Annotated in this window: 24 protein-coding genes and 2 pseudogenes; 23 read left to right on the forward strand and 3 right to left on the reverse strand. The window is 35.6% G+C overall.

The window, feature by feature from the left end:
• Positions 1–24: 24 nt before the first annotated feature.
• The 11 genes from HLI_RS21180 (at position 25) to HLI_RS21230 (ending at position 8,254) form a co-directional block, all read left to right on the forward strand.
• A complete protein-coding gene (locus HLI_RS21180) occupies positions 25–849 on the forward strand; it encodes a hypothetical protein (RefSeq protein WP_128527061.1) in 825 nt (274 codons plus the stop codon).
• A gap of 227 nt (positions 850–1,076) precedes the next feature.
• Positions 1,077–1,436, forward strand: a complete 360-nt coding sequence (locus tag HLI_RS21185) for a DUF6018 family natural product bioysynthesis protein (RefSeq protein WP_128527062.1) — start codon at positions 1,077–1,079, stop codon at positions 1,434–1,436.
• A 19-nt stretch (positions 1,437–1,455) separates the two neighbouring features.
• Positions 1,456–1,920: a single-stranded DNA-binding protein gene (ssb, locus tag HLI_RS21190; RefSeq protein WP_128527063.1), complete on the forward strand. Its 465-nt coding sequence runs from the start codon at positions 1,456–1,458 to the stop codon at positions 1,918–1,920.
• A 310-nt stretch (positions 1,921–2,230) separates the two neighbouring features.
• Positions 2,231–2,854 carry a hypothetical protein gene (locus HLI_RS21195; protein WP_128527064.1) on the forward strand — a complete coding sequence of 208 codons (624 nt, stop codon included), beginning with the start codon at positions 2,231–2,233 and terminating at the stop codon, positions 2,852–2,854.
• Between the two features lie 72 nt (positions 2,855–2,926).
• Positions 2,927–4,000 (forward strand): DUF6094 domain-containing protein, encoded by a 1,074-nt coding sequence (locus HLI_RS21200; RefSeq protein ID WP_241656024.1) that lies wholly within the window; start codon positions 2,927–2,929, stop codon positions 3,998–4,000.
• Between the two features lie 58 nt (positions 4,001–4,058).
• Positions 4,059–4,292: a hypothetical protein gene (locus HLI_RS21205; protein WP_128527065.1), complete on the forward strand. Its 234-nt coding sequence runs from the start codon at positions 4,059–4,061 to the stop codon at positions 4,290–4,292.
• Between the two features lie 247 nt (positions 4,293–4,539).
• Entirely contained in the window at positions 4,540–6,384 is a 1,845-nt protein-coding gene (locus HLI_RS21210; RefSeq protein ID WP_128527066.1) for an LPD1 domain-containing protein, read from the forward strand.
• 43 nt (positions 6,385–6,427) lie between these two features.
• Entirely contained in the window at positions 6,428–6,739 is a 312-nt protein-coding gene (locus tag HLI_RS21215) for a hypothetical protein (RefSeq protein ID WP_128527067.1), read from the forward strand.
• A gap of 297 nt (positions 6,740–7,036) precedes the next feature.
• Positions 7,037–7,225: a hypothetical protein gene (locus tag HLI_RS21220; RefSeq protein ID WP_128527068.1), complete on the forward strand. Its 189-nt coding sequence runs from the start codon at positions 7,037–7,039 to the stop codon at positions 7,223–7,225.
• Positions 7,226–7,436: 211 nt separating this feature from the next.
• Positions 7,437–7,847, forward strand: a complete 411-nt coding sequence (locus HLI_RS21225; RefSeq protein ID WP_206659674.1) for a hypothetical protein — start codon at positions 7,437–7,439, stop codon at positions 7,845–7,847.
• Positions 7,848–7,969: 122 nt separating this feature from the next.
• Positions 7,970–8,254, forward strand: coding sequence for a hypothetical protein (locus HLI_RS21230; RefSeq protein ID WP_128527069.1), 285 nt, complete (start codon positions 7,970–7,972; stop codon positions 8,252–8,254).
• Between the two features lie 433 nt (positions 8,255–8,687).
• Here the strand turns inward: HLI_RS21230 and HLI_RS21235 are convergent, their stop codons facing one another.
• Positions 8,688–9,104, reverse strand: coding sequence for a hypothetical protein (locus HLI_RS21235; protein ID WP_128527070.1), 417 nt, complete (start codon positions 9,102–9,104; stop codon positions 8,688–8,690).
• Positions 9,105–9,270: 166 nt separating this feature from the next.
• Here HLI_RS21235 and HLI_RS21240 point away from each other — a divergent pair, with 166 nt between their 5' ends.
• The 3 genes from HLI_RS21240 to HLI_RS21250 all read left to right on the forward strand — a co-directional run bounded on the left by HLI_RS21240 (position 9,271) and on the right by HLI_RS21250 (position 10,703).
• Complete coding sequence (locus tag HLI_RS21240; RefSeq protein WP_128527071.1) at positions 9,271–10,071, forward strand: lysozyme family protein; 801 nt, start codon at positions 9,271–9,273, stop codon at positions 10,069–10,071.
• A 67-nt stretch (positions 10,072–10,138) separates the two neighbouring features.
• Positions 10,139–10,390 carry a hypothetical protein gene (locus HLI_RS21245; RefSeq protein WP_128527072.1) on the forward strand — a complete coding sequence of 84 codons (252 nt, stop codon included), beginning with the start codon at positions 10,139–10,141 and terminating at the stop codon, positions 10,388–10,390.
• A complete protein-coding gene (locus HLI_RS21250; protein WP_128527073.1) occupies positions 10,365–10,703 on the forward strand; it encodes a hypothetical protein in 339 nt (112 codons plus the stop codon). Before HLI_RS21245 ends, HLI_RS21250 begins: the two co-directional genes overlap by 26 nt.
• Before the next feature lie 113 nt (positions 10,704–10,816).
• Here the strand turns inward: HLI_RS21250 and HLI_RS21255 are convergent, their stop codons facing one another.
• On the reverse strand, positions 10,817–10,963 hold the full coding sequence (locus tag HLI_RS21255; protein ID WP_128527074.1) for a YvrJ family protein: 147 nt from the start codon (positions 10,961–10,963) through the stop codon (positions 10,817–10,819).
• A gap of 248 nt (positions 10,964–11,211) precedes the next feature.
• Here HLI_RS21255 and HLI_RS21260 point away from each other — a divergent pair, with 248 nt between their 5' ends.
• The 7 genes and pseudogenes from HLI_RS21260 (at position 11,212) to HLI_RS22315 (ending at position 15,901) form a co-directional block, all read left to right on the forward strand.
• Positions 11,212–11,829: a sigma-70 family RNA polymerase sigma factor gene (locus tag HLI_RS21260; RefSeq protein WP_128527075.1), complete on the forward strand. Its 618-nt coding sequence runs from the start codon at positions 11,212–11,214 to the stop codon at positions 11,827–11,829.
• On the forward strand, positions 11,826–12,065 hold the full coding sequence (locus HLI_RS21265) for a helix-turn-helix domain-containing protein (RefSeq protein WP_128527076.1): 240 nt from the start codon (positions 11,826–11,828) through the stop codon (positions 12,063–12,065). Before HLI_RS21260 ends, HLI_RS21265 begins: the two co-directional genes overlap by 4 nt.
• Before the next feature lie 159 nt (positions 12,066–12,224).
• A pseudogene (locus tag HLI_RS22070) lies at positions 12,225–13,601 on the forward strand (peptidoglycan-binding domain-containing protein); the annotation flags it as partial.
• A gap of 123 nt (positions 13,602–13,724) precedes the next feature.
• Positions 13,725–14,100 (forward strand): annotated as a pseudogene (locus tag HLI_RS22075) (peptidoglycan recognition protein family protein); the annotation flags it as partial.
• A gap of 759 nt (positions 14,101–14,859) precedes the next feature.
• Positions 14,860–15,486, forward strand: coding sequence for a hypothetical protein (locus HLI_RS21275; RefSeq protein ID WP_128527078.1), 627 nt, complete (start codon positions 14,860–14,862; stop codon positions 15,484–15,486).
• On the forward strand, positions 15,487–15,720 hold the full coding sequence (locus HLI_RS21280; RefSeq protein ID WP_128527079.1) for a hypothetical protein: 234 nt from the start codon (positions 15,487–15,489) through the stop codon (positions 15,718–15,720).
• A gap of 76 nt (positions 15,721–15,796) precedes the next feature.
• Positions 15,797–15,901 carry a hypothetical protein gene (locus HLI_RS22315; RefSeq protein ID WP_164908658.1) on the forward strand — a complete coding sequence of 35 codons (105 nt, stop codon included), beginning with the start codon at positions 15,797–15,799 and terminating at the stop codon, positions 15,899–15,901.
• Between the two features lie 178 nt (positions 15,902–16,079).
• On the opposite strand, the gene HLI_RS21285 is transcribed toward HLI_RS22315, so the two are convergent.
• On the reverse strand, positions 16,080–16,301 hold the full coding sequence (locus HLI_RS21285) for a YhjD family protein (RefSeq protein ID WP_128527080.1): 222 nt from the start codon (positions 16,299–16,301) through the stop codon (positions 16,080–16,082).
• Between the two features lie 267 nt (positions 16,302–16,568).
• On the opposite strand from HLI_RS21285, the gene HLI_RS21290 reads away from it, so the two are divergent.
• On the forward strand, positions 16,569–17,798 hold the full coding sequence (locus HLI_RS21290; protein WP_128527081.1) for a hypothetical protein: 1,230 nt from the start codon (positions 16,569–16,571) through the stop codon (positions 17,796–17,798).
• A 580-nt stretch (positions 17,799–18,378) separates the two neighbouring features.
• The gene (locus HLI_RS21295; RefSeq protein WP_128527082.1) at positions 18,379–19,923 is read left to right on the forward strand and encodes an SIR2 family protein; all 1,545 of its coding nucleotides are present in this window, start codon (positions 18,379–18,381) and stop codon (positions 19,921–19,923) included.
• Positions 19,924–20,071: the final 148 nt, after the last annotated feature.

Genomic DNA, 20,071 nt, shown 5'->3' on the forward strand with positions numbered 1-20,071 from the left:
GAGCATATTTAGGGGGAAATACAAATGAAAAAGAATGCTGCGAAAATTATGGAGGAGTTAATGGAGTCAGGTTTATATCCAGAAAAGAGCAATATGGAGAATAAAGAGGATCTCATTAAGAAAGGAATCCATAAACAATTAAAGAATTCAGAAGAGAAAAGACATGAATTTGGTTCGCAAGGTATCGTAGCGAAGTTTGTTCCAAAGAAAATCACGGATGTTGATTATCAAGGATTAAAGGAATACCTTTACGACATAGGACTCCTTATTCCTTTGATGAAGATTGACGACCGCTTATTGAAGAAAGACCTTTTCAATAAAGAGATTTTTAATGAATTTAAAACGGGAGAGGATTTCTATGTGCGCCCAAACTTTAATAAGTTAGGGAAAGAGCTTAACAAACCTTCCCTCTTCGACGTAAGTAAGTGGGAACTTGAAGAAATGATTGATGAATTTCGAAGGGCTTCCACAAAAACGAAAGAAATAAAAGAGACTTATAAAAATCACATGATGATGATGGCTAAGTGTCCTGTATTAGAAAAGGATAATAAAATCAAACACAAGTATGGTTCGGTTTCTAGAATTTCTTCCGGCTGTACTTATGATCTTGAAGGCATACATGATGAGATAGGTGCAGAATTGCTCATTAAATACGGGAAAGTGAACACCAATAAATTACAGGAGTTCATTTACAAAGGTACATTATCTCAAAAAGATGTTGACCAGTTTAGGACAATCGTAGATGTGCGATTAGACTTTATGGTGATGAGTTTAGATACAGAAAGAAGAATGATTGAACAATACCAGAGAGAAAGGACCAAAGCTTCTCAAGCTAGATTAAGAGCATAGCTAACTGAAATACGTGCTTTACCTTGTCGGTAGCAAAATTAAGTGGTATGATTTAACTGTTAAGATTACTTTTTACTTTTTTTGCAACCTTTTTAGGTTAGCGGGTGTATTATTAAACGCAGCGTCCTTTGGGATGATTCTATAAACACTTATGTGTTTATGAGTCTTTCTGAAGGGCGCTTTTTTGCGTTTGATATAAATTATTCTTCAGAAAGGGTGGATGTTTTATGGCTATGACAATAGCTGAATTTTTCGGTATCGAAGATCGGGTGGAAGATTGTAGAAAAGAAGTACAGGCAAAAGAGGTGGCGCTAGAACGGTCCCCTTACAAAGCGGAGATTATAAGAAAAGATGGAGAACGTCGTATTTATCCTTGCCGTTCTTCTCAAAAGAAAGTTGCTATTAAAGAAATCTTGCTCTTCGTTAAATCTATCGAAGAAGCTACTGGAGAAAAAGTTGCTTGGCGTTTCAAAGGAGAAAAGGTATTTCATTTTAGTCAACAGACTTTTAATGAAGTAAGCTCAAAAACGTCAATAAAAGGAAAAATGAAAAAATTTTTAAACGCATTCTTTGATTTAGAAGATTAATCATTAGGGGGAATTACAAATGTTGAACAGAGTAGTATTAGCAGGAAGACTTACGAAAGATCCAGAATTACGATACACACCAAATGGGGTTGCGGTCGCTAATTTCACTATTGCAGTGAATCGACCATTCTCAAATAACGATGGAGACCGGGATGCGGATTTCATCAACTGTGTCGTATGGAGAAGAGCTGCTGAAAACTTGGCCAACTTTATGAGTAAAGGAAGTCTTGTTGGTGTAGATGGACGATTGCAAACACGTAGCTTTGATAATCAAGAAGGTAAACGCGTTTTTGTAACAGAAGTTGTCGCTGACAGCGTTCAATTCTTAGAGTCTAAAGGGAGTTCACAAAGTAACAGCGGGAATAACACTAACCGTTCTGGAAGTAATAATGACTTTGGACGAAATAATAACCAAAGAGGTCAAAACCCTATTTCAGACCATGGCGATCCAATCGATATTTCCGATGACGATTTGCCATTCTGACCATCGACCACTGTGTAAAGGGATTATATAGGGAAAAATAGATGTTTATTCATCAGTTTTAGAGAGTCGTAACTTCGACTCTCTTTTTTTATTCCATTAGGGGAGGTTATGACCAATGAAATATAACATGGTCATTATAGAAAACAAAACAGAAGAGGAAACGTGGAAGTCAGAACCATTTAGCTAAAGGGTGGCTTTCCGAGTGAAAAGTGGTGCGGAAATAAATTTGAATCATAAAGAGTATCGCGTTGAGCTAATAGAAGCTTAATTGCGGATAGAAGTACCAATTAAAATTTGAGAGGTGTTTATAATGACAAATGAAGAAAAAATCATCGCATTAAAATCATTGAACAAGGGTGAAAAGGTTACGCTTAAAGACGGGCGTGTAGTGAGTTTCGAAAGAATGAAACGAACAAAATGGCTGGGTCGTATAGACCGCACATTATACGATATCCCTGTTCAGATGTTTGCCAATGTAGGCGAAACGTTATCTGATGAAGCGTTATTGGAGAATGCGAAGAAGAAGCAAGATATACAGAGTGAATTCTACGAGAAAAAACGGAAGCTTAAGACCTTGAACCCAGGAGATCGAATAAAGCTCACAAATGGTGACGTTATTGAATTTTGTAAGGTGAACAGGAAAAAGTTTGTTGGAATCGAAGCGGATGGAGGAATGTTTAACTATCCAATCGCTCTTTTCAACCGATTAGTTGAAACAAAGCCGTTAAATCCGAGAGACGAAAAAATAAAAGGACTCGCAAAGAAGTACAGAGGTCGAACTATTCAAACAGGATGGGGACCTTCTGATATTGGTGCTATAACCGATGATCATAAATGTGTACTTTTGTACGAGTTTGGAAAAGAAGAATATGCATTATCTCTTGAGAATTTCTTGGAAGAGATGCATAACAATGATTTAGGCAAAGAGATTTAACATTAAATATATACAAGGGAAAAAGACCATTCATTTGGTCTTTTTCTTATTTGATTTATAGGAGGAATTAAAATGAGTCATATAGGTAACAAATTACGCTCGGGGTTCTTTGCAACTCCTGAGAGACAGGGCGAATATATAGCGCAATTATTAGATGTTAAGGGAGATGGTACTTTTCTAGATCCAACTTGTGGGGAAGGAGAAGTACTTTCACAAATTGCAAGGAAGCATCAAACGGAGGATTTAACTATCCGTACTAATGGTGTAGAACTAGATAAGGCCAGAGCTGCAATAGCAAAAGATAATCTTGATTATTGTGTTAATGCTCCAATTGAAAGCATGGTAATTTCAAACAAATCTGCATCTCTTCTTTATTTGAACCCTCCCTATGATTACACCATGAAGGGTATGGATGATGAATATGCAGAGAGAAAAGAGTGGGCAGAGCTCTCACGTAACAGCCGCTACCTTAAAGAAAATGGATTGATGATTTACATCATTCCTAGTTACAGGTTTGCGGATGAAAAGATCGCCAGATACCTAGCCACACATTTTTATAATATTGGTGTGCTTCGTTTTTCTGATGAGGATTATGAAGGGTTTAAGCAATGCATCTTCATTGCTAATAAAAAATCAGGAAAGCGGAAGGAATTCAACCGGAAACTATATGATTTCCTTTTGCAAATGAATGATGAAGAGTTTATCAAACAAAATGTTACACCTATCAACTTAATGATTGGGCGTATGTCTTGGAAGGTTCCTCAAGGAACTACTCAATTAGAACCTTTCTACACTAAATTGGAGAACAAAAATAACTTTTACGATGGGATTGTTAATTCTAAAGGATTCGCCGCTTTTAAGGAGCGTTCGAAACCCAAGCGATTAGAAATTGGAGGAAATCCTTGCTTACCTATCAACCAAGGGCAGATGGCGATTCTTTTAGCTAGCGGAGCGGTTAACGGAGCCATTGGAGAAGGTGACCACTATCATTTAGTACAAGGGTTAGAATTAGTCACAAAAGTACGAGAGGAAGAACAAAACGAACATGAGAATGGAGGGAAGACCACCATTTCAAAGGTTCGAACTCAAAGAGATGTATCCGTAAAAATTATCACCCCTTCCGGTTTAGTGAGGAAGTTAGTCTAATTATGAATATACATCAGCGACAACAAAGTTGGAAAAACAAACGAAACGGGGCGATAGTATGACGGAAAGAACGAATACGGACAAGCTACGCATGATAGTAGAATACAACGAACAGGAATTGCACGAGCACGGGGAGTTATCGGACTTGGTTACTTTCGAATCGAATATCCAAGAGATTTCCAATCCGTTCCTCAGCGAGTGTCTACGGTTCAGTGTTAACCCATTCGAATACTACGGGGAAGACTTAATGGAAGCCTTTATTGAACGAGCAGCACATAAAGGGTTTCTATAATATGTTGACGAGTATTCTCCAAAAGGTTCGAACTCAAAGAGATGTATCCGTAAAAATTATCTCTCCCTCCGGTTTAGTGGGGAAGTTAGTCTAATTATGAACATACATCAGCGATAACAAAGTTGGGTACTGACAAATAAAGTCGGAAACTCAGTTGGTTTATCAAAATCAGACATTATGAGAGAAGAAAGGGACACAAAATTTTTGTGTCCTTTTTCTTTTAATCAAAGAAAGGGAGTAATAAATGATGGAAAAACAAATTGATATGTTCACCAATAAGTTCAATGGAGTCAAGGATATTCGCACGAAAGGACAAGAAAGTAATCTTGTGGCTTTTGATGTGGGTGAAAAAATAGAAGGATCACGTAAAGAAGAAGCAGCGTTGAGACAACAATTCGAAGAGAACATGAGTATTTCTAATCTCCAATTGGTTGAAGAAGCTAATCCTTTAGCTGCAGCTGAGTTGGTTACACGAAAAGCAATGTTTTCCGGCTTTTCTTTGGAGAAAGAGAAAGATAATGGAACAGAAGTGATGATTGCAAAGGTAAAAGACCTCATCATTAAAAGAATAGATAAGCACCCTAAAGATTGTCCTTCAGAACGCGAAACTTATGCTGAAGCGGCTAATTATATAATGGATTCATTCCGTAAAGTATGTACCTGGAATGAATTTCAATCCATGTATAAGGAGATACGACAAAAACTTCTTTACGAGAGGAAGGACCCTTCATTTGCGAAACAAAGATTAGAAGAAACTAGGTTGGAATTAGATAAGTACGAGTCCGAATCTGAACGATATGAGAGGGCTTTAAAAAGCTATTATTCCTACCAAGACATGATTTCTCATATTGAAGATGCTCGAAGAATCCCTCTTGAAGTATTAGGTGATAAATTTACGAACTTCTTCCTTAAGGTGAAAAGTTGCAATACTACATTGAAAAACATTCAGGTAAATGTAAGTTCGTGGGATGATTTACTTGAGCCACCAAAGTCTGAGAAGAACTCTACAACTACCCGCCAACCTGTTTGGTCTAGGAGGTTGCCTGAGCGTCCAGGACGTATAGGCGGAGAAGTGGTCAATATTGAAACACCGAATGATATTGTCGGGCTTCTAGGGTTTAGAGGAGTTGAGTTTGGACATTGGGTAAATGATCAAGAGGCTTTGGAGCATATCACTAAATGTACAGAAGCATTCTTAGATTTAAGAGATATTTTAAAGATGGACCATAACTATTCCATTACTTTTAACGGGGATTTAGGCATTGGCTTTGGATCCAGAGGAAGAGGAAAAGCAAATGGCCATTATGATTTAAAGAATAGAATTATCAACTTGACTAAGAAGAGGGGATTGTTAGGCATTGTTGCTCATGAATGGTTTCATGGTTTGGACCATTATTTGTACAATGTGTCTCATTCTCACAGAAGCGGTCATTTACAGATGTTGAGCAATCACGAAGGAATTGGGTCTAATCTGTCACCTCAAGTTGTTAAACGTTCCAAAGAGCTTATGGAGGTTATTCTAAACGGAAAAAGTATCGAATTGCTTCCCAATAAAAATACAGATACATCTAAGTGGAGAATAGGGATATCTTTATCGAATTTATATAAGAAAACAAACGCAGACTTATATGAATGTATGAGGACGAAGGCAGAAGAAATGAAAAAGACTATGGAAAACCACAAAAGTATCTATGGCCATTGCATTTCCGAAAAAGACGCGTTACGTTTAGAAAATAAATACAAGCGAGATATTCGTAAAACAGCACAGGCTCTTGCTTGGCTACATGAAGATAAAACAGGTGAAAGAGTGAACTTTATTCCTGTTCCATCAGATAGTTCTGAGTATTTCCAGCAATCCATTTCTTTAGACAAAGGGAAGGTAGGTAAATACTGGAGTAGCCATATTGAATTAGCCGCTCGAGCATTTGAAGCTTATATCTCGGACAACTCGAAAGAGAAAAACTTATCTAATGATTATTTAGTTAGTGGAACAGAGGATGAACGTGCCTTCCCTGAAGGAGAAGAAAGAGAAAAAATCAACAGCCATTTTGATAAGTTCTTTGATGAACTGCGAAAGGTTCAATTGGTTTAATCATCAAAACACACATAACTAATTATGAGAGGAAGAGACTAAGGTGCAACAATTAAAGCCCATTAAAATAGAGCTAGATGAATATATCAGGATGCAGATATTTAATATAGAATGGTTTAATGAATTGGAAGATGAAACTATTGGTCTTATGAAAGTTAGGTTTAGTCATTCTGATTTCATTACAAATATAAGCATATGGTTTGATGAAGAGGATAACCATTATGTTTGCTTACCTATCCATACGGGGGAAAATCTAATGATAGAAGAGGATACCGAGGGACTTGTGAGCTTTTTGGTTTCCGATATATTAGATGAATATTACTTAAGCAATAACTTTTATGCTACAGTAAGCTAAAACCAAAGACACAATCCAATTTAATGTGATTGTGTCTTTTTTTAAAAATAATTGTATATGGCATTTATTCATTGTAGGTTTTGGCAACATGTTTATTAGAAAAATTGTATAAATAAACGCGTTAATTAATGCATGAACGTGTATGTATATTCAATATTAGGACAATTATCTCGAAACTGAGTCTTATAGAAACGGGCAGGTTTGCGTAAGACTCAGTTTCGAGATAATAGGTGAAATTGGATGATTTTTGAAGCTTTAAATTGAGCTGTTCGTAATTTGTATTAGGGGGTTTTTAAGGTGAGTAACAAATATGTTAAATATTCAATCCTTGCTGGTTTGGTTACTTTTGCTTTATGTTTAATCATTTTCTTCACGATTGATTCTCCCTCCCCATATATTGCAGGACTAATTGTAGGCTTTATGATATTTGAAATAAGTTTTTATCACTTATTCGGCAAGGAAAAGAAGAGACTAGAGTTGATGTGACGAGTAATAAGCTGCTTTCTTACGGATAAGGGGGCGAATGCTAAAAAGAATATTTGCCCTTTTACATTAGCAAAGGGCTGTCATAATGTATGACGGATCAGGATAACTTAATAAACATTCTTGTATTGAAACCTTTTCTCAAAGTCTTTCGTAAGAAATAAATAAAGTTAAAATTAGATGTGCGTGGACGTATTGACGGAGGGGACTTGGCTTGAAGTATATAGCTATACTTATAGTTTTTTGTTTTACAGTGTTATTTGCTTATGATTACTTTCCCGGTATTACACACGTAATTGAAGTTCCAAAAACGGTAGTTATTTTTCTTGTCCTTGGCTTATTTTTAATCAGTATGTTGTTTAATAGGAATAAGAGAGTTTACGAAAAGGCTGTTTTAAGATGGCAAGTGTTTATTGCATCCTATATTCTATTTTTAATGGGATTGTTTACTGTTTTAGGCGGGGAATCAACTTCTGGAATATCATTTAGTAATGGAGTTTTTTGGCTTGTGTTACTCATTTCTATTTATGAAATTGTTTCTCAATGGAGAAGGTTAAAAATTCACAGTCAATATCCAGTTAAGTTGAATTCTCATAAAGTAACAGGTTCTAAAGTGAAAGAATAGTAAGAGATGTCTCGAATTCGAGTCTTACGTAAACGGGGGCTTATCTTCAATAAGGACTTACCCCCTTGTTGCACTAAAGAGGCAGTTTAGTCGATTAAAGAAATTATATATGGAGGAGTAGGATGCAAGAGAAAATCAACTTTTGGTCATTTATCTTTTCGATTATTTGTGTGGTCTTGTTTCTAACTGTTTCATTTTCAGGTTGGTTTACGAATTCCATATTTGGTATTCATCCTTTAACCATAGTTTTATTTGTTACGTTATTTACATTTCTATTTGGTATGCTTGGTTTCTCAGGTGTTAGGAGCTGTAAAGGTATGGCAAGAAGTGTATCCACAGTAGTTGTAACACTAATTTTATCAGCTTATCTGGGCTTTGCTTTACTATTTGGGAGTTTGCTTAACTAACTGGTGCCAAGATATATCTCGAAATCAAGTCTTATAAAAACGGGGGCAAGAACAGTAAGAGATAACTCTAATTCGAGTATTACATAAACGGGGACAAATCCGAAATATATAAGATGAAATCTTATGTTTGTAATCGTCATAGCCACAATATAAGGTTTAATGAGTGTTATCATGATGATGGTTTTATCCTTGTTTAATTTTTGACTCGTAAGCTTATAGGGATAGTGTTAAATTTCCTTCTTTCCAAAGTGTAGATCATTTCCGGATCTTCAGCTTTCACAGGTAAAGAAAGCCCCTGGCATATTAAAGATGCTATCAGGGGCTTTTTAAATGGTGTCAAAGGAACTCTTCACTGGAAGGAAGTTATGCTCTATGACACCTTCTTAATTTCTGAAATTTTAAATTTACATTCTACAAAGGAGTAAACAATAACTTAAAGGATTCCACCAAGAATACCATCAAGTATTCCTTCATCTTCATCCTCGTGGTTATCCTCTTCGCCTTCATCTTCTTCGAGAAGATTATCCAGATTTACGTTAGCATCCAGATCAAGATCTAGTTTCGCACTATCCTCTACACTCCAACCGTTTTCTTCGGCCCAGTCTTGCAGTTCTACTTCAGTCATGCCATTGGCTTTGGCAAATGCTTGTAGATCATCCATTTCCCAATCATTCGTTTCTGCCCAGGCTTGAAGGTTAGCTTTTGTCACGGTTTCCCCTTCATCAATCGCTGTTTCTACTTTCGTGTGGAGATCGACTGTGGCACTTGCGTCTTCGGCTGCAGAAACACTCCCTACACCTGCCATTCCAATAGATATAGCCATTCCTGTAGCTGCTAGAGTTTTTAACATGATAAATCTCCTCCTTTAATTATTTTCACCAAGCTTTCGTATGAGATGGATCACTGGATCATCATATTTCATGGTTTAAGGTTGAAGTCCTATAGATTGTCATATTTGAAATTTAATTGTAAAAAAGTGCGTTTAAAGTAAGTTTGAATTTATGTGAACAGCCAATGTGAAATATAAAAAGTGTAATCTATGGACAGGAAGAGAGCTTACTCCAACATCCTTTCCAAAACAAGAATCCGGTGGGCGTGGAAACGACCCTATGCAGGATTCAGAGAGCCTTTGTGGTTCCGTTGGTTGTTTTGATGACCCTGAATTATCAATCAAGCAAGGTGTGAAATACTTTTCTGGTGTGATTGAACGTGCCGATGGAGACAATAAGCTAGCCTTGCAGAGTTACAATTTTGGCGGTGGCTTCATCGATTATGTGATTGAACGTGAAGGAAGCTACAGCCAGGAGTTAGCGATTGATTTTTCAGCAATGAAATATGAAGAGTTGAGCCATACAGGGAACTATTCTTGTATTCACCCTGAGATGCTTCCCAAATGGGCGTGCTATGGCGACGTGTTTTATGTTGATAACGTTTTACGCTATTACGATTATGCGGTAGCTGTTGATGGGGAATTTGCGGTCCCTGTTCAAGGTGGATTAAACACCACCAGTAATTATGGGATGAGAACACACCCTATCAGCGGGGAAGTTGACATGCACAAAGGCATGGATTTTGACTGCGTTGGGAATGTCACTCCTATTTTCGCCGCCCAATCAGGGAAAGTGGTTTATTCCCAGTTTCAAGGTGCAGCTGGTTATGGGAATTTAGTGATGATACAGCATGGAGATCAACTCATTACAGGTTATGCTCACTTATCTTCTTTAAGCGTTGACGCTGGTGATACGGTGAAACAAGGTCAAAAAGTCGGTGTGTGTGGTACAACAGGGTCTAGTACGGGACCCCCATCTCCATTTTGAAACAAAAACATCCTTATGGGATGGACATATGAACCCTGCTCAATTTCTTGGATTAGGATAATATTAAATGAAGAGAGATATGGTATTAAAAACGATTGTCTTAGTCATCGGATTAGCTGTTGCCATCCTGACTTGGTTTGGCTTTCGTACCATCGATAACCAAGCTCAACAGATCGACAAACTTGAACAACGGATTGAGAAAAAAGATAATCAGATTCACTACTTAGAAGAAAACAACCAAGAACAAAACGAAGTAATCGAAAGTTCTTCCACTCAGAAGATTCAAGATTCCGTTGAGGTGTGTAGAATCCGTTTTTGAAGTACAAGAAGGGAATTATCAAGAAAGAAAAGGGCAAGCGGAAACGATCTTAACGCAAGCCATGCTTAACGAAATCTTTCCGGATGAGGATGAATACACGGTGATGTATGAGTATGCCGTAGATCAAATTCATTCCTATGTTGATCAAAAAGATGAAGAAGCCAGCGCTTTTGTGACGTTTGAACAAGAGGTTACAGACACGAAGAACAAAAAGGAAAATGACAGCTATGTCACGATTGAATTCTTCCTCCAAAAAGAAGGCGAACGCTGTTTAATCAATGACTTTAAACAGATTCAATCGGAACCTTTATAAATTAAAAACCCCCTCAAAACCTTGTTTTATTAAGGGTTGGAGGGGGTTTTTAATGAAATAACGCAACGTATTGAATCTTTTTCATTATGTTTCTTCGAAATTTTAAAAAAAGATTATGATTTCATACTAGATTTTAGTTGTAGAATAGCTTTTGTTAAGCTATCGATTCGTTTTTCAAACCTAGTTAACAAGTAAATGGCTACTACAATGGGAAAACCAACATTACCTGTAAGCATCGCCCACTCTGGTATTTCTGACATATGATAACCTCCTAGCTTTTATTTCAACACCTTAGGTTTTGTAGGTGAGGAATGACCTAAGTTCTGTGATGTTTTTTCACCACCCTTCTTCCTTTTAAAAGGATATTTTTAAGAAAAATATCACAACTTTTCTTGTTAAATCGTAAAAAACAAATTAAAATAAGAACGAATGTTCGTGTTTTGGTTGTGTTTTTTTTGACCTTTATGACCTTTTAACCACTAGTAGTGAGAATATAAGGAGGTACTTTATGTTTAAGGAGTATAACAACTATTTTTCCATCGAAGATCAGCGCCTATTACTCCAATTTATAAAAGGTCATCAAGAGTTGCTTGAAAATCCTCTTGTTATATCTTTTCTAGAAAAAAGAGAAAATCTTACTCTTTTAGTTCAACACCTCCGATCCCCTTCCAAACAGAATAAACAAGCCTTAGATGAAGCTTTTCGTGAATATTATACAGGCGTTAAGATACTTAATTATTTGTCTAAAACCTTGTATTGGGAAGCAGTAAATTTTGATAAGAAGAAACGAAAAGAAAATATAAGATTTCCTTTGGTAGTCGATGGAGCAGCTAGTGAAGAGGATTCTGGTTATGAAGAAAGTCTGGTATCTGAGGAAGAGTCTGTAGAAAACCAAATCATTGAAAGTTCTAGGTCATTTTTAATAGATAGGATAGGGGATATAAGGTTGAAAACAGCATTCTCCTCATTAACCCAACGTCAAAAACAATTGTTAGAAGGCGTATATGGAGACAACCTTACTATTACGGAAACGGCTGATAAGTTAGGAATTACGCAGCAAGGTGCTTCAAAAATTCATAAATTAGCAATTGAGCGATTAAAGAAAGGAATGAGTAAAGACAAATGAAAGAATGGAAAGAATTAATCGAATGGTCTCAGCAAGGAGACGAACAAAGCACACTAAAAATCATTCGAAAAGTAGAACCAAAGATAAAAAAATCTCTTAAACAAACCCTTTCCCAAGATAGAGAAAATCTTGAACAGGAATTAATTATTAAAACTATAAAAATCATACAATCGTTTGATACTAACCAAGTTCCAGGGTTTTGGGAGTTTATGAATAAAAGTGAAAAACTTTCTTGAAAATTTTATTTTAGGTTGTTTTTTTCTTCAGTTCCACTCTTTACCTACTATACGAAATAGCCAATCTCTTTGTTGGGTGTATGAAGAAGGCGGCTAACACCCTTTCGTGATAAAAGTTTGAAAGGATGAATAATATTGAGTATTGCAGTAGGAACAGCATTGAGTCGAGGAGATAATGGGCAAGATGTTCTTGAACTACAACAAGCGTTAGTCGAAAATAATTTTTATCCGGACATTGATGCAGCTGATAATGGGGTAGATGGAAATTATGGTCCGGGTACTGAAGATGCAGTACGTCGTTATCAAATTGTGAATGGATTGACAGTTGATGGCAAGGCTGGTCCTGAAACCTTATCATCAATGGGGCTATATGCAGGTACAGCAGGGACTGATAAAATTACTGCTTTGCAACCTGGGAATACAGGTGCATCGGTTCGAATTTTACAGCAAGCGCTTTTGGATAAAAACTATTCTCTAGGACCTAGTGGTGTGGATGGAAGTTATGGTCCGACCACTGAGGATGCAGTACGTCGTTATCAAATTATGAATAATTTAACGGTTGATGGTATGGCCGGCCCCGAGACTTTATCCTCGTTAGGGATTTACGCAGGAATTTCTAATGATTCTCAAACAATTGGTGCGTTACAGCCAGGAGATTTAGGAGAAGAGGTACGTATTCTTCAACGAACTCTATCTAACAAAGGATATTATAGCGATAGTATTGATGGTAGTTACGGCCCTGCAACCGAGAGTGCAGTTCGCAGCTATCAGAGTGCAAACAATTTGACTATTGATGGTATGGCTGGCCCAGGAACCTTAACATCATTAGGTATTTATGAAGGGGTCTCTACAGGATCACCAACGATTGGAGCCCTGCAACCAGGTGATGTAGGTGCAGAGGTGGAAGTATTGCAACAAACTCTATCTAATAAAGGGTACTATAACGATAGTATTGATGGTAGTTACGGCCCTGCAACCGAGAGTGCAGTACGCAGTTATCAGAGTGCGCACAATTTAACTCTTGATGGCAAAGCTGGCCCAGAAACTTTATCCTACCTAGGAATTTATAATGGCACCTTTAATAGCACAGATGTGGTGGCTTTACAACCAGGAGATACGGGTGAAGGAGTTCGCCTTTTACAGCAGGCTCTCGTTGATAATAACTTCTATCCGGAGATTCATGCTGCTGATTATGGTGTAGATGGGGTTTATGGGCCTAATACAGAAGATGCTGTGCGTCGTTACCAGACTATAAATGGATTGACCGTTGATGGCATGGCTGGTCCTGAAACGTTATCTTCCCTTGGGATTTCTGGAGAAGGATCTGGAGGATCTCGTGGATCTGGATCCTATGGTAGTGCTTTACTTCCGGGAGACGTAGGGGACGCTGTTCGTCTTTTACAAGAAACGTTAGCTGACAAAGGATACTACAATGATAGTATTGATGGAAGTTATGGTCCGGCTACCGAAAGTGCCGTTCGAAGTTACCAAAGCGCAAATGGCTTAACTGTTGATGGTATGGCTGGTCCAGAAACATTGAATTCCTTGGATCTTAATGGAGGTTCTGGAGGTGGTGAATTTTCAGGGGGAGATTTCGAAAGCCAATCCATTTCCCAACTTTTTATTCCACCGTTTAATGATAACCGTCCTGGATTTTACATGAATCCAACATATATTACGATTCATGAGACAGCTAATACGGCAGCTTCAGCTACGGCCGCGATGCACGCTAACTACGTAAGGAATCCTACGACTGAAGAGTCTTGGCATTTTACGGTAGATGATCAACCTGTCGTTTATCAGCATTTACCATTAAATGAAATAGGTTGGCATGCAGGTGATGGGGTAGACGGAACAGGAAATCGATCAAGTATAGGTATCGAATTATGTGTTAACTATACAGGTGATTTTAGTCGGACTAGAAAGAATGCAGCTGCTTTAGTTCATAAACTTATGGATGAATATAATATTTCTTTGCAAAATGTTGTTCCTCATAATTATTGGAGTGGTAAAAATTGTCCTACTAATCTATTACCTATTTTTGGGGATTTTCGACAACAAGTAATGGATTCAATTTATGAAGAAATTGATCCGAATGATCCTACTTTGCATAGAGTAAGTTCTCCTTTTGCCGTAATTGATGAAATTTACAGCTCGGAATCTGTGGGTACGGTTAGTTATGAAAAAGCATATAATGTTAACTTTGGTCCAATTAAAGGGACATTATCAGGTACTATTATTTTAGGAGACCCTACCGCAGGTCATTGGGATTTAAAAGCAGATAAAGCCATAAGAGGGGATGTCCTTGATGGAAATATTAATCAAGCGTTGAAGGTTGTATTAGATGAAGGATTGATCCCTGGGGCCAGTGATGTACGCCAAGCCAAGGTGGAATTTGACAATTTGGTCGATGATGAACTGTCTAACATTGTAGAAATTCGCATGAGCAGCTTTGATCCTAAACTTGTCCTAGAGCCGCCGTTCGTTGAGATGGATTGGCTGACAATTGAAGTACTACGGAAAATAGGTGATGGAGTTTATGTATTAGAAAAGGTTGTTCTTAATAATATTGATTGGAATACAGAGGAAAGTATTAGAAGAGGTGCTGGATTAGCTTTGATGTTGTTAATTATTGCAGCATTACTATTAAGTGCTGGTTTCCTTGTAGCGACTGTACGTGAAATTATAAGGTATATGGGTCTTCCAGGGATGCCTTTACCACTTCCTTAACCCTTGTTGCTCCCATAGTTTTCTGATAAGGTTTACCCTGCAGAGACTATGGGAGGTAATTTTAATGAAAAAAATTTTGTTATTATCTTTATTAGTTCCTTTTCTATTATTATCAGCATGCAATGGCGATAGCTCAGTAAAAGGAAATGATGAAACAAATAATAAAACTGAGGAAGATAAACCAAAGAATGATACTGATACCAGTAAATCTTCAGTGGATGAATATAAGTATGGGGAGTTTGATGTGGCAAAAGTTGCAAAAAATATAGGTTCTTATAAAACTGGCCCAATATCTTTAACTGTAGAGGAAGCTCAGCTTGTCAGTGGAACCTTTGAAGATGAATACTACACTGATCATTTCGGGAAAAAAGATGTACAATACCTGCAATTAGCTATGGTTATGTCTACAGATGATCAAAATATTAACTTTAATTCTAAACATCTTACTTTAACAACAAACACTGGAGAGAAAATAGGTTCCCCCAGCGACTTTATGGGCACAAAAGTTGACCCCCAATATCTTAGTAAGGACGGCACAACCCGCATTCTGTTTTATTTCTTTGAAGACTCAGATGTAAAAGATATTCATACAATTGATTTACATTTGAAATCTCCTACTAATAAAAAAGGAGAACCACTTGGAGAAGATATAGATATTAAAATGAATTTTACGGAAAAGGAAGATCAATAAATGGAAATACTGATTTATTTACTAATCTTAATTACGGTTCCTATTCTATTAATATTTTTCATTGTACGAATGCTTAAGAAGCAAACTTCCCGTTTTAAAAGTGAAAGGGAAGAGTATCAAAAAAATTATAGAGAATATATAGAATTAAAAAAAGAAAGTCTTAACACGGAAAAGCAGATTCTCGAAATACAACGAAAAATTCTTAATGAAATAGAAGAAATTAATAAAGATTAACTCCCAGACTTAAGAAAGTTCTTCTTGAGGTTTTTGTTGAGGATGAAAAAATTTATCGTCCTGATAAAAATGTGTCATTACAGGAGAAGTCAATGAGGTCAATGTTCAACTGCCAAGTGGGATTATATTAAGTCCTAAAGGAAGGCACATTTTAAAGAAACAATTACAACCTTTTGATTAGTGAATAATAAAAACTCACGGGCTCTCAGTTGCATTGAAATGGAGTAGAGTCCGTGAAAGTTTATTTCGATGCAACACAAAACTTTCACAAATTACTCGATAAGTACAAATTGGTTGGGTGTAAATTTCATGATTCCCGTCTGTTGTCTTGTTTTCCATTGATATTTCCATTCTTCCCCTTATTGATTTAAGGGTTTGAGGTCTATATGAGGAACGGAATACATTTCTTGTTTAACCTGGTTCAAATCCTTTTGTACGGAATCAGTCACAACATCCAAATTATCTAAGTAAACATTTCTCGTTTTAAAATCCTGAAACAGCTTTTTATCACGTTGAAATACCTTCAGAACAAGAGGTAAAACGACAGCTTTGATCAACGTTTCTCTTATTTCTTGATTCAAGGAGCTCACCTTCTGAGGTATTTTGAGTTGTCACCATTTCCAAAACTTCCATCCTCTTTTTTCTTTTCTCATTTCTTCTATAAATTTCAATATGAAATTGTAAGAATAAACGATAAAAACCTCTTATAGCCACCTTATCCTCCATTTTTTTCTAAAAAATTAAATGGAAATATTTATGGGGTATCTGATTCAACGTGTGGAAACTTAACAAATTTATATTGGATAATGAACATTATATAATAATAAGTACTGAAGCGAGTGATTTATTTGAAGGAGAACGAAGTAGCACAAGTTAAAAAGAACACATATATCTTCTCATTAATAAAGAAGTTTATTCCAGCAACTTTCTTTCTTACCTTAATATCTTCTTTTTTATACTGTGTAGGTTATTCCTTTCTTTATGGTTATTTTATTGGGGGAAGTAGCAAAGGACCAGCTATAAGAGTCATCGAACTTTTCGCGAACCCTGCTCCCTTTAATATATATACAGTTATTATTATGGGTGTTTTTATAGTAATAAGCTTATTACTATTGATGATACTGATAGAACAATTCTTAGGTAGTGAAAAAAAAACATCATTCATTGCAGCTACATTAATAATGTTTTGTGTGTTCCAGTTTCTTTTTACCTTGTTATTTATTAATGGTTTAGGCGAACACCTTATCTTAAATGTAATATCTTCATTTCTAGTATGGATTGTCCCATTGTTTTTAGTTGTTCTATTAATAGTTATGGTTACACTGGCTAAGTGGCCACTTTTAGGTGTACCCGGCTTTTTGTTTGGCATTATATCCTCAGTATTCCTTTCCGTTTTCTTTAATACTACATTAAATGAATTAATTTTATTAATTGTTCTTTTTTTCTCAGCCTTAGCCTACATATTTCTAGGTTTTAAACTTAGGAATAGCTCTTTTTACAGAGGAATGGTCGTGTTTCCTTTACTATTTTTAATTGTAATCTTCGTGGTTGGTGTTTTGTTAGATCAAGTAGATTTTGGTGAATTAATATGTTTATTTATTTTAACCTTCGTCATATCAACTATGTGTGCAAAAGCACCTTTTATACATAAATATATTCCGACAGCCCCTGGACTTAAACTTAAAAATTGGAAGAGTTTTATAACTGAAGCAAAAAAAAGTGTTGAAATTATATTTGAATTTGGAAGAACTAAAAAAGATATTGCAATTTTATTAGTTGTTATTTTAATCTTTTTGACAATAATACCTCAATTCTTATTTTTAGCAGGTCAGTACATAAGGGAGCTGACTTATCCTTTTCAAGACTGTGTAACTAATCCACCAGTAGTATATAAGGAAACGATAGAATACAATGGTGAAAAATATAAAGGTTACATTTTTAATGAAACCGACTCAAAGCTTTATATTGCTGATTCTAACTGGGAGCTGAAAAGAATTGTAGGTAGAAATTTAGTTACTTACACTACACCCAAAGATGAAATCAAAGAAATGTGTCAGGGATCAATTAATAATAATTAAAATAGTTATATTTAGTTTGTTGGAAATTTTTTAGAATAGGAATTTTCAAGTATTACGGATAGGACGCATGAAGCGTAATAAAATTGCATTGGCGGCTTTAAGGGTTCTTTAATACAAGATGACAATGTGGGATTTGCGTTCTCAATCGTTGGATTACTTTTACTTGTGAACTATATAGCATTTTTAGAGAATAACAATGGAACACCTAAATATAGTGGTTACATAAAGCTAATTCAATTGTAGTATTTTTCGCTTCATGGCTTATGTTTTTAAACTAACTGTAGTTTTATTCATTCATGAGCTGAAGTAACGGGTGTTAAAATAAATGACTCCTTAAGAAATACCTCGAAATCGAGTCTTATAAAAACGGGGGCTATACTTTAACAAACTATCAACAATAAGACCTTCAATATACATCATTTTTAAATACAAAAAATATACTGCCATTTCATACATGGATTAAATGCCAAATACAAAATAATTATGGTTTTAAATGCTTTAGTTTCCAAAAGAATTTAAATATTTGATATATGTTAGGATTAACTTATATCAAATATAGAATACAGAAAGAGGGATGAGTATGCATATTCGTGATTTCATAAAAAACTTTTCCAATCATCCAGTATTATTCATAGGGACTGGGATGAGCCTTAGATACCTTGAGAACTCTTTCACATGGGACGGTTTACTTTCTTACATATCCCAACAACTGAAAGATACAGAGGAATATTATTTTGACCTTAAAGCAAAACATGGAAACGATGGTACATATGATTACACCAGGATTGCAAAAGACTTAGAAATTGAATTCAATAATACCCTGGAAAGGGAGAGGAATGGAAAGTTTAAACATATAAATGATAAATTTTATGAAAATATGAAAGTGGACAATAATATAAGCAGATTCAAATTGTATATATCAGATTTGCTATCTGAATACGTGGTCAAGGAAGAAATGAAACAAGAAGTAGCGGAATTAAAAAAAGTACGAAAAAATATAGGTTCAGTCGTAACAACAAATTACGATAGTTTTATAGAAGAAATTTTTGAATTTAATCAACTTATTGGAAACAATATTTTGTTAAGTAATCCATATGGATCAGTGTACAAAATACATGGATGCGTACACGATCCCAGCAAAATAATAATTACAGATAAAGACTATGCAAACTTCCATGAAAGATATGAGTTAATAAGGGCACAATTGTTGTCATTGTTTATACATAATCCAATCATTTTTATGGGGTACAATATTGGCGACGATAACATTAAACAATTACTAAAAACTATTTTTACGTATGTGGATCCTAACACCACTCAAGCAGAAAAGATAAGAAAAAACTTCTTGCTTGTAGAATATGAACCGGAATCTACTAATACAGAAGTTACTGACCATGATATAGATATGAGTGGTTTTTCTACAATACGGATTAATAAAATTAAAACGGATAATTTCCATGAAATTTACAAAAATTTATCAAATCTAAGTTTGCCTGTATCAGCAATGGATATAAGAAAAGTCCAAAATGTAGTGAAGGATATTTATGAAGGGGGAAACATTAAGGTAAGTATTACTGAAGACGTCGATGCTTTAGAAAACAATGAAAAAGTACTAGCACTTGGCTCTCTAAAAACAATCAAGTATGAGTTCCAAACTACATCTGAGTTAATGGAAAATTACTTTAAAATAGTCGATGAATCAAATCACCAGTTGTTAAAATTAATCGACAAATTCAAAATACAAAAAAATCAATACTTTCCGATATATGCTTTCAGTATGATTCAAACCGAACTAAATAGTGAGACAGAATTAAAGGTTAATCAAGACGGAAAACTAGCAAATCTTTTCAATCAACAAAATGACTTCGCTCAACAACATACTACTATAACTAGCATTCAAAGTGACGAGGAGATACCGAGATCTAGAAAAACATCCGCTATTTTATTTGGAATTATGCAAGACCGAATCCCTTTGGAAGATGTAGAAGAATACTTAAGAGATTATCAAGATAGAAAAAGTACAGATTATAGAAAGATTTTATGTGTTTATGATTACAAGAAGTACGCTGGGGATGAAGCTACAAGTAGATTCACTATATTAGAGCCCCATGAAGCGCAAATCTAAAAGATAGGAACTCGTCAATAAAGGGTCCCCGATAATAGGTGGCTCTTTTTTCTTTTGCAAGAGTATACAATTTCCATGAAGAAACATTCCTTTATTACTATAATTAGTTTATTTGAAGATGACTATATAATTAAGGTGTTATAATAAA

It is taken from the genome of Halobacillus litoralis, assembly GCF_004101865.1.
GTDB lineage: Bacteria > Bacillota > Bacilli > Bacillales > Halobacillaceae > Halobacillus > Halobacillus litoralis_A.

What these genes read in the sequence shown, in the direction of transcription:
- HLI_RS21235 (WP_128527070.1), bottom strand. Translation starts at nt 9,104, where the DNA reads ATGTTAAAAACTCTAGCAGCTACAGGAATGGCTATATCTATTGGAATG.
- HLI_RS21280 (WP_128527079.1), top strand. Translation starts at nt 15,487, where the DNA reads ATGGAAATACTGATTTATTTACTAATCTTAATTACGGTTCCTATTCTA.
- HLI_RS21275 (WP_128527078.1), top strand. Translation starts at nt 14,860, where the DNA reads ATGAAAAAAATTTTGTTATTATCTTTATTAGTTCCTTTTCTATTATTA.
- HLI_RS21185 (WP_128527062.1), top strand. Translation starts at nt 1,077, where the DNA reads ATGGCTATGACAATAGCTGAATTTTTCGGTATCGAAGATCGGGTGGAA.
- HLI_RS21205 (WP_128527065.1), top strand. Translation starts at nt 4,059, where the DNA reads ATGACGGAAAGAACGAATACGGACAAGCTACGCATGATAGTAGAATAC.
- HLI_RS21295 (WP_128527082.1), top strand. Translation starts at nt 18,379, where the DNA reads ATGCATATTCGTGATTTCATAAAAAACTTTTCCAATCATCCAGTATTA.
- HLI_RS21255 (WP_128527074.1), bottom strand. Translation starts at nt 10,963, where the DNA reads ATGTCAGAAATACCAGAGTGGGCGATGCTTACAGGTAATGTTGGTTTT.
- HLI_RS21245 (WP_128527072.1), top strand. Translation starts at nt 10,139, where the DNA reads ATGAAGAGAGATATGGTATTAAAAACGATTGTCTTAGTCATCGGATTA.
- HLI_RS21200 (WP_241656024.1), top strand. Translation starts at nt 2,927, where the DNA reads ATGAGTCATATAGGTAACAAATTACGCTCGGGGTTCTTTGCAACTCCT.
- HLI_RS21260 (WP_128527075.1), top strand. Translation starts at nt 11,212, where the DNA reads ATGTTTAAGGAGTATAACAACTATTTTTCCATCGAAGATCAGCGCCTA.
- HLI_RS21230 (WP_128527069.1), top strand. Translation starts at nt 7,970, where the DNA reads ATGCAAGAGAAAATCAACTTTTGGTCATTTATCTTTTCGATTATTTGT.
- HLI_RS21210 (WP_128527066.1), top strand. Translation starts at nt 4,540, where the DNA reads ATGGAAAAACAAATTGATATGTTCACCAATAAGTTCAATGGAGTCAAG.
- ssb (WP_128527063.1), top strand. Translation starts at nt 1,456, where the DNA reads ATGTTGAACAGAGTAGTATTAGCAGGAAGACTTACGAAAGATCCAGAA.
- HLI_RS21265 (WP_128527076.1), top strand. Translation starts at nt 11,826, where the DNA reads ATGAAAGAATGGAAAGAATTAATCGAATGGTCTCAGCAAGGAGACGAA.
- HLI_RS21180 (WP_128527061.1), top strand. Translation starts at nt 25, where the DNA reads ATGAAAAAGAATGCTGCGAAAATTATGGAGGAGTTAATGGAGTCAGGT.
- HLI_RS21195 (WP_128527064.1), top strand. Translation starts at nt 2,231, where the DNA reads ATGACAAATGAAGAAAAAATCATCGCATTAAAATCATTGAACAAGGGT.